We start from the raw sequence: 17,758 nt of genomic DNA, 5'->3' as shown, positions 1-17,758 counted from the left end.
AGTCAGTAAATATACCGATTCACATCTCACTCTTCTGTTGAATGCACAGCAAATCCAGCAGAAAGACGACTCACCCCCAAACCACTTTGTTTTGTTAACTTAATTTGCACCGGAATACGTTCTTTCAGAGCATTGATATGACTAATAATACCGATGGTTTTACCAGATGAATGCAAGTTATCCAAAGCATCAAGGGCCGACTCTAACGTCTCGCTATCCAAAGTGCCGAAACCTTCATCTAAGAATAACGAATCGATACTGGTCTTATGAGACACCAAATCAGACAAAGCCAAGGCAAGCGCTAGACTCACCAAGAAAGACTCGCCACCAGACAGCGTTTTCGTATCACGCGATGCATTCGCCTGCCAGGTATCCACAACAAGCAATGACAAAGCATCTTCGTTACGCATTAATTGATAACGCCGATGCAAAATATCCAAGTGTTGATTGGCCAAGTACACCAAATGATCCAATGTGAGACTTTGCGCAAAACGGCGGAACTTCGCCCCATCAGCTGAACCAATCAAATGATTCAAGCGCTCCAGATGCACAAACGAGCCTCGACGAGCCTCTAGAGCCTCTTTAGATTTGGCAACCTGATCCCTTCGCTGAACTTCTTCTTGAATCTGTTGTGTTATCACTCCCCATTGACGATGCAGAGCTTGGCGCTCTAAATCAAGCTCTGCATATTTTTCTTCCAGCTCTTCAAGAGAAGACTTTTCAAAGACTGAGCCGTCAAAAGCAGCACCGCCAAAAACAGCAAGCTTGAACTTGCTTTCGGTATGCTTAAGCAAGGATTCCTCAGATTGATTTAATAATGTATGTAATCGAGAAACCGCTTCTTGTAACTTCTTCTGCACCTCTTGACGTTGGCTAACTTCCTCGGTGGATAAACTTGCTTGCAACCAAACCACCTCACTTTCAAAACCCGTCTCAGCTAAACGTTTTTGCCAATGGGACAACGCTGCCTCATATTCTGACGCTAATGAGAGTTGAGTTTTATTAAGAGCTTCCAACGTAGCATTACTAGACGCCAACGCCTGAGCAACTTGCTGCCGCTCAGATTCGACCTTATCTAACATTTGATGAGCATGATCATTCTGAGATTGCATTTCTTGACGAAGTTCACCAATACTCTTGCCACCTAAAAGTTCATGTAACTGTTCAGCAATGACTTTTAAGCTCGTATCAAATTCAACGACCTTGTCACGAGTTTCAGCCTGCAATTGCTGACTCTCTTTTAACGCAGCTTGAAGACCTTGGCATTCGTAAGAAAGCTGCTCACGCTGTTGCAACAGAGCATCGTAACCCGTTTTGCTGTCACGCCATTGAGTCATCGCGTCCTGCAACTGCACCAATGCTTCTGTCAAAGACAAGTCAAAGTAACTTTCAGGAACCCCCGCTTGTTGCATTTCATTGCGCAAATGCCCGATGATTTGTTCTTGCTCGCCTTTCTTGCTTATTAAATTTTGTTGATGCGTTTCTAACGCTTGCCACAGCAACTGGCACTGCGACTCATCTTTCGTCACTTGCTGTTGCATTGTTTGATGTCGAACATTCAGGTTCTGCAATTCTGCTTCTAATACCAGACGAGATTGCTGAAGCGCTTCTAACTTAGGAGCGATTTCTTGCAAAACATTCCAGTCTTGATTAACACGCTGCACTAAACTCGACACTTGCCCTTTATCAAACAGATTAAAACTGGCATCTTGGCTGTTCACATAGTGATTAAGTGATGCTAGCCATTCTTTCAGCTCATTTTCTGCCGTAATCAGACTTTCAGTTAATTGCTGACGTCGAGTTTGTCCAGAGGTTAATTCTCGCTGCATGGATTCCAAATCAGCCGCCAACTGCATTCCTTGCCCCTTAAGGCTATCTAACTCTTTGCCTAAGCGAGAAAACTCTTCCTGACTGCCAGAATCCGCTTGGTATAAGGCATTAGCAAGATCATGTTCCGCAGAGCCACATAACGGACAAGCATCTTGCTCACCAAGTTCATTACGCAGCTGTGTAAGCGCGACAATATGACGTTCGGCCTCAGCCAGTTTTTCAACCGATTTTTGATGACGGAATTTGTCTTTGTAAGCTTGTCTTTGTTGCTCCAACTGGCTTTGCTGTTGCTGAATACCATTTGTCATTGCATTCAGAATAGCGTCTAGCTCTGCAAGTTGCGATTGCTGTTCTTGATATTGATGAAACTGCTTCCAAAGGGACTGAGCATTATACTGAGCACGTTCAATCTGATGATAGCTTTTCTGCCAATCAGCATAATCGCGTTGCGATGATAACTGCATAAAAGTATCAAGGGTGTTCTGTAACGCTTGTTGGCGATCAAGCATACCTGCTTGGTCTTGCTCTAACTTAGCTTGATTCGACGCATAAGACGAACGAGCGACATCATAGGATTTTGTAGTAGAGGCAATATTGCTTTCTAACTCGGCAACGGCTTGGGTATTCGCGGCAATGCTTTGAGCTTGATGTTGCCAACTAGACAACTGATTTTCGATTTTCTCCGGTGACGTCCAGCGACTTAAAATAGCTTTGCTATCTTCGCAAGCTTTATCAATATCAGTTTGTTTATCTGTTACAGTTTTTAACTGTGACTGCTGACTTTCAACTTTTTCTGAGGCTTGTTTTAATCGAGCCACAACGTCTTGATGTTGCGCCTTCATGCTTTCTTGGCGAGACAAGATGGGCTGAATTTCATCATTAATCTTATTGTTCAACGCATCTAATTCAGTACGAGCATTGACTAAGTTCGCTTTTGCCTGTTCAACCGACTCAGTGAGAATTTGACTTTGTTTAAGCTGTGCTTGTTGCGTTTCAGTATATTGCGCAATATCAGCTTGATTCTGATCCAAACGAGATTTTAAGCCTTGCTGTTTTTCATAATCAGGCTGTAAAACTTGCGCAGTCAGCGCCTGTTCAAGTTGCCGCTGTTGAGGTGCAAAATCAGCAAGCGCCTGATTCGCTTCATCGACTTGTTGTTGATAGATAACCACTTGCTCATGCAATTTCTGCTCAGTACGGCGCCATTCAAGTACGGTTCGATGCGTCTTTAATGACTGTGCATTGGCTTTCTCTTTGGCTTCAAAACTCGATTCGGTTTGCTTTAATTCAGCAAAAGCCTCGTTAGTTAGTAATTGAGTCTGCTCATTGAAGCTTTCTAGCGCCGCAATAGATTGCTTTTCTTGCTTATGCTTATCAAACACCCACTTAGACACATCACCGTAAATCTCCGTGCCTGTTAGCTCTTCTAGCAACTCAGCTCTGTCATTAGCAGAAGCATTCAAGAAGGCCGAAAAACCGCCTTGAGCGAGCAGCATAGACTTGGTAAAACGAGAAAAGTCCAGCCCCGTAATTTCAGCAATTTTATCGATCTTCTCGTTTATCTTAGTGGTAATTATGGTGCCATCACGCTCGCATAACTCGCACGTCATTGGCTGTAGCTTGCCGTCACTTTGACCTCGGGCGCGTCTTTGCCCCCAAAACGCGCGATAGCCTTTTCCTTTTATTTCAAACTCCACTTCCGCCAAACACTCAGACGTATGACGTGTCATCACATCATTCTGACTCGGTGAGACTTTCAAACGCGGTGTTTCATGGTACAAAGCCAAACAGATCGCATCCAATAACGTCGACTTACCCGCGCCTGTTGGCCCAACAATGGCAAATACACCCGCGTCATCAAAAGGCGCTTTGGTAAAATCAATTTCCCATTCGCCTTTAAGGGAATTCAAATTCTTCAGGCGCAGTTTGCAAATTTTCATGATTGCTTCTCCTCGCCTTCTTGTTGATGCTCTTCCAATTCCACTAGGCAAGTTTGAAACAACTCAGTCAACATTTTGCTTTCTTCTTCATCCAGCTCTAAATTCGATTTAAGACTCTGCTGAAACACATCACCAACAGTTAATTCCGACAATGTTTTACGTGCCTCGAAACCTTCGTTCTTTTTCTCTACCGCGCTGCGACGCATAACCCTCAGTAACTCAATTGGCTTACCGTCAATGACTTCTAACAAACGCTTATGCACATCGCTCAGATACTCGTCGGCAATGACCGTCACTTCCAACCAAAGCGTTTTATCTTCCGCCAACTCTAACGCAGAAATCTGCTTAATGACCTCCTTCAAGTTGCCCTTCAAACTCGCCATTGGCTGAAAATTAGGAATCGTCACTAATTGAACAGGATCGGTCGGCTCAGCAAACAAGTCTTCAACAAAAGTGTCTTCACCTAATAAATCGGTATCGAACATAACCAAAGTCTTATCACGACCCAGCTCATCAAAGCTCAGTGGAATCGGCGAACCACTGTAACGGAACCGACCACTTTTACTAATCGGCTGAGCTCGGTGAATATGCCCAAGAGCAAGGTAATCAAACGCCGGAAACACCGACGTAGGCAAAGCTTCCAAAGTACCCACATAAAGATCACGCACCGACTCGCTCACTTGTCCGCCCACTGCGGTCAAATGCCCGGTACCAATAATCGGCACAGGTGTTTTCAGTGCTTTGTTTTTCTCACAAGCTGCTTCATAAACTCGCTGATAAAAATCACCAATCATCTGCAATAAACTAAGCTTCTTATCTTGCTCAGACTGCCCAGCAACACTTTGCATTACATCTTTTGGGCGTAAATACGGCACAGCACACACCCAAGCAGCAACCTCGCCCTTTTTGTCTTTAAGCGGAATAACATGAGATTCGATATCCTCAAGGTTCGCCTGACTAGACACTTGCGTATCCAGATACGTCAGCAAGCTCTTGGATTCATTTAGCATACTAACGGAATCATGATTACCCGCGACAATCACCAACTGACATTGACGCGCCTTCATGTCCAAAACTAATTGGTGATACATTTCCCGCGCATAACTTGGTGGCGAACCAGTATCGAACACATCGCCAGCAATGATCACCGCATCGATAAACTCTTTATCCACCAGCGCCAATAGCCAGTCAATGAAAGCTTTGTGCTCATCGCGGCGAGATTTCCCCATAAAATGCTGACCAAGATGCCAGTCAGAGGTGTGTAGAATTTTCATTTATAGAATCCGTTGAATATAAAAACATGCATAAAAATAAATAGGCCAAGTTACCGAACAAAATGCAGCTGATTCGGATGAATCCGCAAAGGACGCAGCAATAAACTCCAATCCTTCGCAGACACATTTTGACCATGATAAATAAGTTGTAGAGATGTGCTGCCAGAATTCGCCAACGCCTCTTGAAGAAAACCCATAAGCGCATCATCCGCCAAACTAAGCGTCAGATCATTATTTGCATACAAAGCAAAATGCCCAAGAAACATTGGTGTGTAATCCAACAAAGCTTCACGCCAGTAAAATTCAAAAATCGCATTTTCAGGAGAGCAAATAACCACCACAGGCGCATCGGTAATGTCCATTTCGAACAACAAGCGCCCTTTTCTAACGCCCGTTGATAATTGAACATCCACCTTATTATCAGACGAAAGCGCTAAGGCACGCAGCCAATCCTTGTCGCATAACTGCGCTTTATGCAACACGACTTTTAAAGACGCTCCGGCAGGATTCAATGCCATGCATTCATAAAAATGAGCTTGCTCATCAGATAATTTTTCAAAGGGAAAAGACACAAAAACGCGATCACCGAAGGATTCGTCACTTGGCCCTAAAAGAGTCAACTCAATAGAAACCTCATCAAGGGAAGTACTGCTTAAAACGGTAAAAGAGGAAGACTCAGCCGGCATTTGCCGAGTTAACGACATAGCCGAAGAAACCGTCGTTTGGCAGGAAAGAATCGACTCACAATTACTCGCATCATAAAGACGACACGCACCACAAGCCCCAGCGCGACAACCATAACGAACATCCGCACCCTTAGAAAGTAACGATGACAACAAATTGTCACCCAAAACCGCCTCAAACTGCTCATCATCCAATTCTATCGTCAGCGCCTGTGAATCCATCATCTAACCTCATCTTCGATTTGGCTATTATGGCATATTCTAACGCCTCACCCTCGCCCTTTCTTTAAACGCATTTTTAAAAAAGAAAAGGCAATGTTTGCTGGAAACATTGCCTTGGGTTAAGTATACAAAAATGAGTTTATTGGGTAGTAACGAACACGTTAATTACACATCCTATTAGAGATTTCCTCTAATTTATCTAGATCTAAACGCTCACAAGCCCATCCTTTAGCAAACGGAATCGTACTTGATTTCGGTAGTTGATCTTCTGTTAAATCTCTAATTCTAATTCTAGAAGGCAGTGCTGCACCCTCACCAACAAATATTGCTTCCTGTTGAGATAATATTGGTAACGCACCCACCATTCCAGATAATCCATCAGGTAGAAAGCGTGCGACATGCTGCTGATCAGCTGAGTTTGTAAGTCTTAATACGACCCACGTACCACACTGAGATATTACAGTACTATCAACATCGGCAGGCCTCTGACTAACGAGCATTAGACCTATTCCGTACTTTCTTCCTTCTCTTGCTATACGTCTTATTGCTCCTTGAGCTGCTGCATACTGGGCTTCTCCGTGATCTGGAACATACCTATGCGCTTCTTCACAAACCAGTAAAATAGGGTCTTTCTCTTTTTCTTCCTGTGTCTGAAACACTTTATACTGAAACAGTAATCTAGCGATCAACGCAGTAAGAGGGCCCGCTACTTCATTTGGCAGCCCAGAAATATCGACTATTCTAATATCTTTGCCTTCCAGCTTAGGCGCACCAACAAATTGATTCAGCACTTGATGCAATTTGATGTCTTCATCAATACCTTGCCAAGATTTCATCATGAAAGAAAGACGAGTATCTCTCCTGAGAACTCTCAATTTATCTAAGACTGATGGGATGCGAGATTTAGCCAATTCAGTAGCAGGTAGTGTTTCAAGATTTTTTGTCCCCTTTTTAAATCGGCCGCCTTGAATAAATCTAATATGGCACTCAAATTCATCCAAGCAAAATGGCCTTGGCTTGTCTCGATCGAATTCCAGAATATCGGAGTTATCTTTACCCTCAAAAAAATCTGCATCATCTGAGTTTTCTAGATGACTTAAAGCATCTGTATCAAATAGCCTTGGACAAGGTTTTACAATTCCGGCAGCAACCATCCTTGCATGAGCAAGTGCTTTTTGAACTACGTTATTTTGACTCGTAGCACTTTCTTCAGTCTTACCAATGATCAAGTTAGTAAATTCATCACTCGACATCAACCAGTAAGGTAGCTGTATTTCTTCCTGATTATCTTCCCCAGCGACAATATCGTAAGCACGATATCGAACAGCCCTAGCCTTAAAAGCTGAACCATATTCACCATGTGGGTCGATTACCACAATCTGAGGTGATAATTCTTTTTCTTTATTTTTATGGGAAAGAACACTATGAATAATAGCAGCTACGGTTCCAGATTTTCCTGATCCGGTTGATCCAAGCACAGCACAATGCATTCCAAACATTTTGTTTATGTTAGCTCTGCAAGGGGTTGATTCAGATGCACTGTAAACAGCAAAAGGCACTAATGGATCTACAGTTTCATCTCTTGATCCTTCAGCAGAACGGTAGACAAAAGAAATTTCTTCATTGGTTAATAGGAATACACCTTGTTGAGGAAGTGGATAGGTTTTAATACCGCGCTTAAAAGCTAGTTTAGAACTAGAATTATTCCAGCTACCTTCTGCAAGCAACTGGACTTCCATCACTCGCTGATCCGAATCAGCGCTCACAGGGATTCCTGATTCTATCAACTCCTCAGAACGCATTCGGAGCATTGTTACTAAACCAAAAATTATTTTTCGCCCATAATGAATTTTAACCATACTGCCTATTTGGCCTATAGGATAAACTCGACCATTAAACGTTCTAGAGAGCTCTGAAATTTTGTCAGAAATCTCAACTTTAATACTAGTCCCTGAAACCTCAACAACTTGCCCAATTTTTAGCTCATCAGCTGGTGCAAACATAACTAAACCTCGCATCCATTCTTTAGTACTGATGTCACACCTTTAAATGTCCACCAATAATCATCGTCTTTAGTTCTTTTGAATGGCCCTTGCTTTCCGACATATAAACCATGTATCGAAGCAATAATAACTCTTGAGCCAAAATTTGAACTACGCCACCTTTCTAAACAAGTCGGTATTTCATCCTTACACTCTAAAAAAGCCAGCAATACGGTTTTGTTATCTTCTTTAGATAAAGCAAACTCAACTTCATTATTAATGTGATCATCGCCAAAACTATAACCACATACCGCGAGAACATTACTATTTGTAGAATTGAGTGATTTCCTGAATAAGTCAAATTGAGTTGAAAAAGGATCTTGCTGAGTTGCAATGTACTTTGTGGCTTGGGGATAAATTAGAACTCGACGATCTACTTTTGGGTATAGATCATTGTCTCTCACTCTCCACACATACCCCTTGTCACAGAGAAACCAATCTATCGAACCATGCATCTTAATTAAGTTCGCACGCTGCCCAAATAGTGGTGCGGGCTCTCCATATCTCTGGATACGATGAGCTACAGCTCCTCCCGAAAAACCGTCCCAATATGGGACTTTATTTAAAGCTAAGGCATCCTCTAAAAGGGTGTCGTAATTGGTTGTAAAAATATTAACGGCTTTTCTTCGCTCGAAAACACCAGCAGATGCATGGTTAAAAAGTGTATCTACAAAGTCTAAATGAGCAGTGATATCAACTATTGGCTTAGACAAAGTACCTTCTTCAATTGTGTTGCCGTCTTTGTCTTCTAAATAGCCACACCGAATCACATTTGATATGGATTCTAAGATTATATTATGAACTTCTTCAAGGCAGGCTAACTCAACTTCACTACCATTAATTTTAGTTCTCTTATCCTTATTTCTGTCAGCCAAAGCAGCATAATCACCAAGATGACTTAGAACATGCTCTACATGACAGCTCTCAGGCAACTCTTCAAATAAGGGAGTGATAATTTCGTCAAATAGTTGTTTGTGACTACTTTCTACATCTTTCTTAACTTTGTTTGTTAAAGGGTACATGAGCGGTAGTTTAGCGTCGAAGCTAATCCCTGCACCTAGTAACCAACTTTGCTCACTACATTTCAAATGCTCTTCAATTTGAGAGAACAACTCCTCATCTATCAACTCATTCATTTTCATCCCTTCTTATAGAATTATGATTATTCTGTAGGCAAAGCGTTGTTCAATTAATTTACAACCTTTTTTCCAACACTTTAAATTTTTCGTTGCTTGATACTAGGAGACTTTCTGGCACGCCGCCACTACAAAACCGGCACAATGGTTTTATTTGAAGAAACTAAACACGTAATGATTTAGATTTTAGAAAAATAGATAGTAAGTTAATACAGGTAGCCATACTTGGAAAATGTTAGAGGTTGGCTGTCGGGCTAAAGCCACGACTTACAAGTGAAAGCTTCGCTTTAAACAGCGCTTTTTTTAAAATTAAGAATAGTGGCACTCATCAGGCCCTACGAAAAAAGGCATCTCCTAATGAAGTCAGTTCGACGCAATCCTGATTGCGCGACTTTATGGAGTTTCATAGTCATTAACAGAAAGAGGATCTCTACCAACAAGAGCAATCTATGCCTTTCAATACAAGGAGCGTAGGTAACAATTATGCGCCTATGAAAGAAATCAGGCATTAAAGATCTTAAAGCGAATTTTTGGTTACTTTTTGGGCGCTTGCAAAAAGTTACCCGCCCAGCGGGGCGGAATAACCTTGCAGCTCAATGCTAATGAGAGGAAAACTACGGAAATTAAGCCTTTGGAACGGATTCCAATAGCGCGACAAGTAGTCGCCAAAAATCCCCAACGGAGTCTATCTCCATGCGTTCAGTAGGTGAATGGGCACCGCGGATATTTGGGCCGAATGACACCATTTCCATGCCTGGGTATTTCGCGCCGATGATTCCGCATTCAAGGCCAGCATGAATCACTTTCACATTGGCTTCGTGACCCATGACGTCGGTATGAACCGTTAAGAAATGCTTTAGCAAGCCAGCATTTGGATCTGGGCGCCAGCCTGGGTAGCCATTTTCGAGTTTCACGTAAGCTTGAATTAATGAGAAGGCAGATTTTGCCACGTAAGCAAGATGTTCCACGGCGGAGTCGACAAGGGAACGTACCAGCAAACAGGCATCAAAGACTTTCTTGCCGTCAGTCGTATTGCGTAGATTGATCACGCCAAAGTTACAGGAGGTTTCTGTCACACCTTCCAAGTCTGCACTCATGCGATGAACGCCGTGTGGTGCACAGAACATGGCGTTTAATAAGGCATCTTTGTCGTTTGCTACCAGTTCAGTATCCAATTCAGCCGTTTCTAACGTCACCATCAAATTCGCTTCCGTGGTGATAAATTCGGCCTTAGTGGCTTTTTCGAACTCTTCGATAAAAGCAAATAACTTGGCTTGGTCTTTGTCACTTATATTAATCGTCGCTACGGCGTCTCGAGAAATAGCGTTGCGCAGTGTTCCACCAGTAAACGAGCTTAAACCAAAGTCACAGCGCTCTTTAAGAAGGTTTAACAAGCGCACAATAAGCACGTTCGCACTGGCGCGGCCTTTGTGAATATCCAAACCTGAATGTCCGCCACGTAAGCCCGACACAGTTATTTTGAAGGCTTTTTTATCACTGCCAGCTGCCACGATGGGGTATTGTTTTGCCACATTGATGTCCATACCACCAGCACAGCCGATGTACACATCACCACGGTCTTCCGAATCCAAATTTAGTAGGATTTTACCTTTTAGAATGCCCTCTTCAAGCTGCAATGCACCACGTAAGCTGGTTTCTTCTTCGATGGTGAACAAGGCTTCAATTGGCCCGTGAGCTAAATCAGTCGATTCCAACACCGCCATCGCAGCAGCCACACCAATGCCATTGTCAGCACCAAGCGTTGTTCCGGTGGCTTGAACCCAGCCATCGATCACTTGCGTGATAATCGGGTCTCTGGTGAAGTCGTGGTCAATATCAGCATTCTTCTGTGCCACCATGTCCAAATGGCCTTGTAAGACAACGGTTTCGCTGTCTTCCATGCCTTTGCTGGCGGCTTTGCGTATTAGCAGGTTTCCCACTGGGTCAACATAGGTTTCATGGCCTAAATCCGTCGCCCATTGAATTAGATGCTCTCTTAATGCTGCTTCGTGATATGACGGACGCGGTGTATTACATAATGTTTGGAAATGACGCCAAATTGCGGTTGGTTGTAACGTCGTGAGTACTTCGTTCATTTTGGTCTCTTGTATTTTTTTAATGGCATGTTGCGAATGTTAGCAACACTAAAGAAGAGCACCAATTGTGGCAATCGAAATTAAGACTACGCCGATAGAGAAAACGTATGCATTAATAAATCATTCTTAATAAAAACTAACAAATCTAGTAAGCTAAACAGGCATAGAAAATTAAATGAAACAATGTTTTAATTATTTCTGGTGACAAACAAAAATCTCCTTTAAGATGAGGGAAAGAATAAAAACACGGATAAATACAATGCAAAATATGCTGGATTACCTAACCCACTACGCCAATACCATTCTTCAAAACTATCATGACCCGTACCACGGAACACCGCTTTTCTTTGATGGCTGCAACACTTTTAATAATAAGCCAGTAACATGGAAAAATACCGACGGCACCGAATGGGAACTGTCCAATATTGCCAGCCAACAAAATTTGTTCCGCTTTTTTTGTGGATTAAGCTCGTTAACCAATCAACCAAAATACAAACAAGCCGCGCAAGAGGCGATCCAATGGCATTTTGATCATGCCGATTCTAGTGGCCTTATTCGTTGGGGTGGTCACTCTTTTCTTGATTTGAAAACGCTAAATACCGTAGGGCCAGAAAATAAGAATATGGTGCACGAACTCAAACACCATTGCCCGTTTTATGAACTCATGTATGAAACCAATCCAACCGCCACCAGCCGAATGATCAAGGCTATTTGGAATTGTCATGTGACAAACTGGGACAATATGGAAATGTCTCGCCACGGCAGCTATGGATTAGAATTCGATGAAGCGACTTTTTGGGATAGACCACAGAATAAACACCTAGAGCCACTACGCGAAATGAAAGGTTTGTCTTTTGTGAATATCGGCAACGATCTCGTGTTCAGCGCAGGAATGCTCTATAAGCTAGATCACGATGAAAAAGCCCTTTCTTGGGCAGAGTTTTTAATGAGTCAATACGTCAACAGCCGCCATCCAGACACAAAGCTTGGTTGTTACCAATACAATCGCCCATTAAAAACTGGCGACGCGCCAGAAGACGAAAATGATCCGCAATACACTTTCTCGTTTTGGGGCGACAGGGCGCAGCGACAATTTGGCCCAGAATACGGCGATGTGGCGAAAGAAGCTTGGGTCTTGTTCAAAATGGATGAAGAGGCTCTTAATGGGCCAGAAGGAATTTATGGGGACTGCGGTCTAGCGCAAACGCTACTCGCAAGAGAGCTTGGTAAGGATGGTAAACGGCTATTAGATTGGACGACGGAAGGCTTAGAGGCCTGGGCGTATTACGCCTACGATGCCAATACAAATGAAATCAAGCCCATGTTCGCCGATGGCAAAGACCTAACAGGACAACAAATTCCTCGTTACGGTTATTATGGTAAAAAGGGCGTAGAAATTATTCGTCGTCCTGTTCCTTCTCATGTTTTTCTTGCTTACGTCACTAACTGGACAGAAAACTGTTCGGTTGGGAACCAGAGCAATATCATTTGGGCTACCGTCTGCGCTATGGCAAAACATTTTGATCTTGGCAATTGGGATAGCGATGAACCAAACGTCAATCTGCAAACCAAGGCAGACGAACCTCTATTCCTATTTGCCACCTTAGAAATGTATCAAGCAACTAAAAACGCGAGCTACTTAACCCTTGCAGAAAAGTTGGGAGAAAACATATTTGAACGCAGTGCTAATCGAGAGCTTTTTACGGCTAGCCACAAACATATTCACTGCCGATTCGACGATATCGAACCGCTCGCCCTACTCAGCCTTATTGCCGCGAAACAAGGTCAACGTGAATTGGTGCCAATTTATCGCAGTCGCGGCGGTTATATTCACGGAGATATGATGATGCCTGATGGCAGTATCAAAAATACCATGGATGTAAAATCGATTTACCCTTGCACTCTATAAACAGAATTAAGACAAGCAACGTTAAAAAAACACGCGATAACCAAAACAAAAAAAGACGCCCCGATAATATTTACCGAGGCGTCTTTATTAAACTCAGTAACTGAGCTGATACCGTTTAGCACGTAAAGCCTGGCTTGTATTTTCGTCTTATTTTTTCTTTAAAGACGCCGCTGAGAAAGTAACAAACTCTTCCGCACTGGTTGGGTGAACACCCACAGTATCGTCGAAGTCGGCTTTAGTCGCGCCCGCTTTTATCGCAATACCTAAGCCTTGAATAATCTCACCAGAATAATCCCCCACCATGTGAGCACCAATGACTTTATCGTCGGCATTGTTTACCAATAGTTTCATCAAAGAACGAGATGTACCGCCGCTTAATGTGTGCTTCATTGGACGAAAATCCGTTTGATAAACGCGGAAGTCTAGACCACGTTTTTCTGCTTCTTGTTCAGTTAAACCAACTGTACCTATAGCTGGCTGGCTGAAGACAGCGGTTGGAATATTGTCGTAATCAAAGTCCACTTCTTTGCCATCGAACCAATAAGCGATAAGCGCCATGGCTTCTTTAATAGCAACTGGCGTTAACTGAATACGATCGGTTACATCACCAAGAGCAAAGACGCTTTTCGCAGAAGTTGTAAAGTTATTATCTACAATTACAGCACCATTTTTGCTGGTTTTAACACCCGCTTTTTCAAGCTCCAACGAAGCAACATTTGGTACGCGACCGGTTGCATAAAGAATAAGACCAAATTCTTCCGAGTGACCATCTTTAAAATGCACTGTTCGAGCACCATTTGGATTAGTTGTATCGGCAAGCTCAATACTCTCTACGTCCGTATTCAAACGCACATCGATACCTGACTTTTTATATTCTTCGCTAGCGAAATCACGAACATCTTGGTCGAAGCCACGCAGCAATTGATCACCACGATAAGCAAGGCTGGTTTCAACGCCCAAGCCATTTAGAATGCCAGCAAACTCAACAGCAATGTAACCACCACCCACCACAAGGGCTTTTTTAGGCAATTCGTCTAGGAAGAACATTTCGTTAGAACTAACCACTAAATCGCAGCCTTTGAATTCAGGGATAAAAGGCTTAGCACCAACAGCAATCAAGATACGTTCCGCGGTGTAGGTTTTTCCATCCACCATGACGGTATGTTCATCAACAAAGCTTGCATAACCAGAAATGAGTTCCACGCCAGCATTAGCGAGCAAATTGCCGTAAATGCCGTTTAGACGCTCAATTTCTTTGGTTTTGTTGTCGCGCAAAACCGACCAATTGAATTCAACACCTTGATGAGACCAACCAAAGCCCGCCGCTTCGTCAAATCCATGGCCATATTCAGAACCATAAACAAATAATTTCTTCGGTACGCAACCAATGTTAACGCAAGTTCCACCTAATGCGCTGCCTTCGGCAACAGCAACTTTATAACCTTTAGATGCCGCAACACGGCTAGCACGAACGCCACCTGAACCGGCGCCAATAACAAATAAGTCGTACTGATAAGACATTCTGAGTCTCCAAAATTATTCACGATGTAATATGAGAACAGTTTATCAGTCTCATCCACTTAGAAGAAGGCTGATCAAATAACAAAGATCTATAAAACAAATACTAGATTAAAATGACAAGATTTAAGCAAGGCTAAATTTACATTCATCCTAATTCAGAAACCAAAATAGAATCTCGCTCTTTAATAAAATCAAAACTGTCTACTTTAGCTATTTTGTCTCTGTTTTCAGCGATGACCAACGAAAGCTAGGCCAGTAGTAACTAAAAATAATTAACAACAAAGTAAGCGGCCATGCACCGAAAAACACAGCAAAATCGCTATAATGCGGCATATCTTTCGACAAGATGACAACCAGAACACCTTTTAATCCATAGGTAAGAATCCATGCCAAAGAGACCTCTTGCCAAACTCGATCATATTTTGCAGTGCCATAAAAGGGAGACAGCTTCAAAGATGGAAGCGCATTTTCAGCCTGCGTTCGCACGACTGGTCGCCCTATCAACGAATAAAAACTAAAAACCATGATGACAGTGATAGATCCACCAACCGATAAAAACACACTTTCCTGCTTAATTTCAAAGAAGGTGAAACCATTAAGATATAAAAAATGGGCACAGCCAGAGATAAGGATAAGCGCAATAATGGAAAGTGATTGAGCTTGTTTAGAAAACAATTCTAGAAAACCAGAGTAACAAGCAGTTAGCAATAGGGCAGCACCGGCACCAAGACTCCAAAATGCAATATTGTAGAGGATGACTGGTATAATAATGGTAAGTCTCGCTTCCGGTGACAGAAAATAGCTCATTGCTCCGATGGATTTTGTATCCGTCATCTAAAAGTCCTTTTCACAAGAAAGTATTTTAAATAAAAAATGTTACGCTTTAAGTCTCTAAGATATCATCAAGCGCAATAGATAATACGATAACTATTGCGAAAATAATTACTGCGAATTGTCCCACAAGGAAGTCATTGATATGTTCGTTTTCATCATCCTCACTTACGTTGTCATCATGGCGCTCTATTTCTTTCGTAAAGAAGACGGTAATAAATTAATTATTGCCATGGCAGGACTAACCGCTATTCCTCTTTTTACCGACGATTATTGGCATTGGTTACAGCTAAGTGCGGCATTGAGTGTGGCGATCTTAGTCGTAGAGGGATCTAAGGCGGGACCAACTGGCGGTGGAGCGATTGTTGCTCTTTTTGCTTTTTTTCTGGTCGCTTTTTTTATCAGTATCATTATAAAAACAGTATGGACTTTTTTTACCGACTTCAGCTTCTCGACTTTTCATCTAGACGGTCCACTTAGCTATGAATGGCCTACTTATGTTATTGCTTTATATGGACTCGCTATTATTCTTGCCCTAACTGCTATTTTCCGTAGCAATAAAGAGACTCTAGAATTACAGAACATCAATATTGCTGCATTAGGCTTCGCAGCTTTACCGCATTTCTGTGGCTCATTCCTTTATGGTATGGCACTAAGCTTAAGCATAGTTGCCATATTATTTTTACTCGCAATAATTAGAAAAATAGACTCGGAACAACGCTTCCTTTTTGCCTACTCAACGTTAGGTATAATTCCTGGTAGCTTTTTAGTAAAAGGGATCATGGTCGCCTTTTTCTGAAGAATACAAACACCTTTAACTTATAGAACTATAAATACAAACAGGCTTGATATATCAAGAGATAGATCTATCTATAGCAATGAATGCGTAAATCCCTTTATGCCACCAACGCAACTGGGTATCATTAAGAAAATTCGCTATGGAATCCTTCACATGAAATTTGTCTCTTTTAATATCAATGGTTTGCGTGCTCGACCACATCAAATAGAAGCATTAGTTGAAAAGCTCGCGCCGGATGTAATCGGCTTACAAGAAATTAAGGTTCACGACGACGCTTTTCCGCATGAGATCCCTGAATCTATTGGCTATCACGCCTATTATTATGGACAAAAATCACACTACGGCGTTGCCATTTTTAGTAAGCAAGAAGCTACAAAAATTGAATATGGTTTTCCAGGTGATGAAGAAGATGCTCAGCGCCGAATGATCATTGCCACATTTGATACACCGCAAGGTCCAGTAAAAGTATTGAACGGTTACTTCCCTCAAGGTGAAAGCCGTGACCACGAAATCAAGTTCCCTGCAAAACGAAAGTTTTATGCAGACCTAATGGAATACCTTGCCGCCCATTCTCCTGATGAAAAAATCATCGTGATGGGCGACATCAATATTTCTCCAACCGATTTAGACATCGGTATTGGCGAGCCAAATGCAAAACGTTGGTTAAAAACAGGCAAATGCAGCTTCCTACCAGAAGAAAGAGAATGGTTTGCGACTTTGGCAAACTGGGGATTGACGGATACTTATCGCCAACTTAACCCTACAAAAAATGATCGCTTTAGCTGGTTTGACTATCGTTCAAAAGGCTTTGAAGACACACCAAAACGTGGTTTGAGAATTGACGTGATTATGGCTTCCAATGGACTAATGCCCTACTTGGAAAATTCCGATGTGGATTATGATCTACGTGCTCTAGAAAAGCCTTCAGATCACGCACCAATTTGGACTAGCTTCAATCTGAGCGAATAAAAGTCATCTAGGCGGTCATTGTGCAATTATCATACAAACCCATATAATGACCGTCTTACTTGATAAGAGCTGCTACTCAACACCACTAGTCCCAGTCTTATCCACAGACAATGTGGATGGTTTTGTTTTTATCATAAAGCTCAGCACGTTATATGCCGTATTAAAAACGAGAAAAGACCATGAAAAACGAAACACTTACAATGGAAGATATGCTGCAACAATCATCTCAAGCGGCTACATTTCTAAAAGCACTGAGCAACGAAAACCGTCTGATGATTTTATGCCACATACTTGATCAAGAATTGTCCGTCACCGCTTTAAATGAGAAGCTTCCTTTAAGCCAATCTGCTTTATCTCAACACTTAGCTGTGTTGCGAAAAGATGGACTGGTTAATACTCGTCGGGAATCGCAAACTATTTTTTACAGCATTGGCGACGCTCGTGTTAAAGAGCTAATAAAAACTCTTCACGGCTTATTTTGTCCGGCACTTTAGAATAGAAAAGAG

12 protein-coding genes are annotated in these 17,758 nt (G+C 42.3%); 4 read left to right on the top strand and 8 right to left on the bottom strand.

The window, feature by feature from the left end:
- Window positions 1–26: 26 nt before the first annotated feature.
- The 6 genes from B6N13_RS13500 to B6N13_RS13475 form a co-directional block, all read right to left on the bottom strand.
- Complete coding sequence (locus B6N13_RS13500) at window positions 27–3,770, bottom strand: AAA family ATPase (protein ID WP_169459623.1); 3,744 nt, start codon at window positions 3,768–3,770, stop codon at window positions 27–29.
- Window positions 3,767–5,044 carry an exonuclease subunit SbcD gene (gene sbcD / locus B6N13_RS13495; RefSeq protein ID WP_169459622.1) on the bottom strand — a complete coding sequence of 426 codons (1,278 nt, stop codon included), beginning with the start codon at window positions 5,042–5,044 and terminating at the stop codon, window positions 3,767–3,769. The genes B6N13_RS13500 and sbcD overlap by 4 nt, the downstream gene beginning before the upstream one ends.
- A gap of 50 nt (window positions 5,045–5,094) precedes the next feature.
- On the bottom strand, window positions 5,095–5,952 hold the full coding sequence (locus B6N13_RS13490) for a 2Fe-2S iron-sulfur cluster binding domain-containing protein (RefSeq protein ID WP_169459621.1): 858 nt from the start codon (window positions 5,950–5,952) through the stop codon (window positions 5,095–5,097).
- A gap of 158 nt (window positions 5,953–6,110) precedes the next feature.
- Complete coding sequence (locus B6N13_RS13485; protein WP_169459620.1) at window positions 6,111–7,952, bottom strand: ATP-binding protein; 1,842 nt, start codon at window positions 7,950–7,952, stop codon at window positions 6,111–6,113.
- Between the two features lie 2 nt (window positions 7,953–7,954).
- Window positions 7,955–9,127, bottom strand: a complete 1,173-nt coding sequence (locus tag B6N13_RS13480) for an SIR2 family protein (protein ID WP_169459619.1) — start codon at window positions 9,125–9,127, stop codon at window positions 7,955–7,957.
- Window positions 9,128–9,750: 623 nt separating this feature from the next.
- Window positions 9,751–11,223, bottom strand: a complete 1,473-nt coding sequence (locus B6N13_RS13475; RefSeq protein WP_169459618.1) for an aminoacyl-histidine dipeptidase — start codon at window positions 11,221–11,223, stop codon at window positions 9,751–9,753.
- A gap of 259 nt (window positions 11,224–11,482) precedes the next feature.
- Here B6N13_RS13475 and B6N13_RS13470 point away from each other — a divergent pair, with 259 nt between their 5' ends.
- The gene (locus B6N13_RS13470) at window positions 11,483–13,132 is read left to right on the top strand and encodes a pectate lyase (RefSeq protein WP_248280332.1); all 1,650 of its coding nucleotides are present in this window, start codon (window positions 11,483–11,485) and stop codon (window positions 13,130–13,132) included.
- A gap of 147 nt (window positions 13,133–13,279) precedes the next feature.
- Here the strand turns inward: B6N13_RS13470 and gorA are convergent, their stop codons facing one another.
- Together gorA and B6N13_RS13460 are read right to left on the bottom strand one after the other, a co-directional pair.
- A complete protein-coding gene (gene gorA, locus B6N13_RS13465) occupies window positions 13,280–14,653 on the bottom strand; it encodes a glutathione-disulfide reductase (protein ID WP_169459616.1) in 1,374 nt (457 codons plus the stop codon).
- Between the two features lie 210 nt (window positions 14,654–14,863).
- The gene (locus tag B6N13_RS13460) at window positions 14,864–15,487 is read right to left on the bottom strand and encodes a hypothetical protein (protein WP_169459615.1); all 624 of its coding nucleotides are present in this window, start codon (window positions 15,485–15,487) and stop codon (window positions 14,864–14,866) included.
- A 142-nt stretch (window positions 15,488–15,629) separates the two neighbouring features.
- On the opposite strand from B6N13_RS13460, the gene B6N13_RS13455 reads away from it, so the two are divergent.
- The 3 genes from B6N13_RS13455 (at window position 15,630) to B6N13_RS13445 (ending at window position 17,746) form a co-directional block, all read left to right on the top strand.
- On the top strand, window positions 15,630–16,283 hold the full coding sequence (locus B6N13_RS13455) for a hypothetical protein (protein WP_169459614.1): 654 nt from the start codon (window positions 15,630–15,632) through the stop codon (window positions 16,281–16,283).
- Window positions 16,284–16,436: 153 nt separating this feature from the next.
- Window positions 16,437–17,252 carry an exodeoxyribonuclease III gene (gene xthA / locus B6N13_RS13450; RefSeq protein WP_048814011.1) on the top strand — a complete coding sequence of 272 codons (816 nt, stop codon included), beginning with the start codon at window positions 16,437–16,439 and terminating at the stop codon, window positions 17,250–17,252.
- A 179-nt stretch (window positions 17,253–17,431) separates the two neighbouring features.
- Window positions 17,432–17,746, top strand: coding sequence for a metalloregulator ArsR/SmtB family transcription factor (locus B6N13_RS13445; protein ID WP_048814012.1), 315 nt, complete (start codon window positions 17,432–17,434; stop codon window positions 17,744–17,746).
- The last annotated feature ends 12 nt before the right edge of the window (window positions 17,747–17,758 follow it).

Source organism: Marinomonas sp. UCMA 3892 (assembly GCF_012726345.1).
Lineage (GTDB): Bacteria > Pseudomonadota > Gammaproteobacteria > Pseudomonadales > Marinomonadaceae > Marinomonas.
This window is presented reverse-complemented; position numbering and strand designations above follow the sequence as displayed.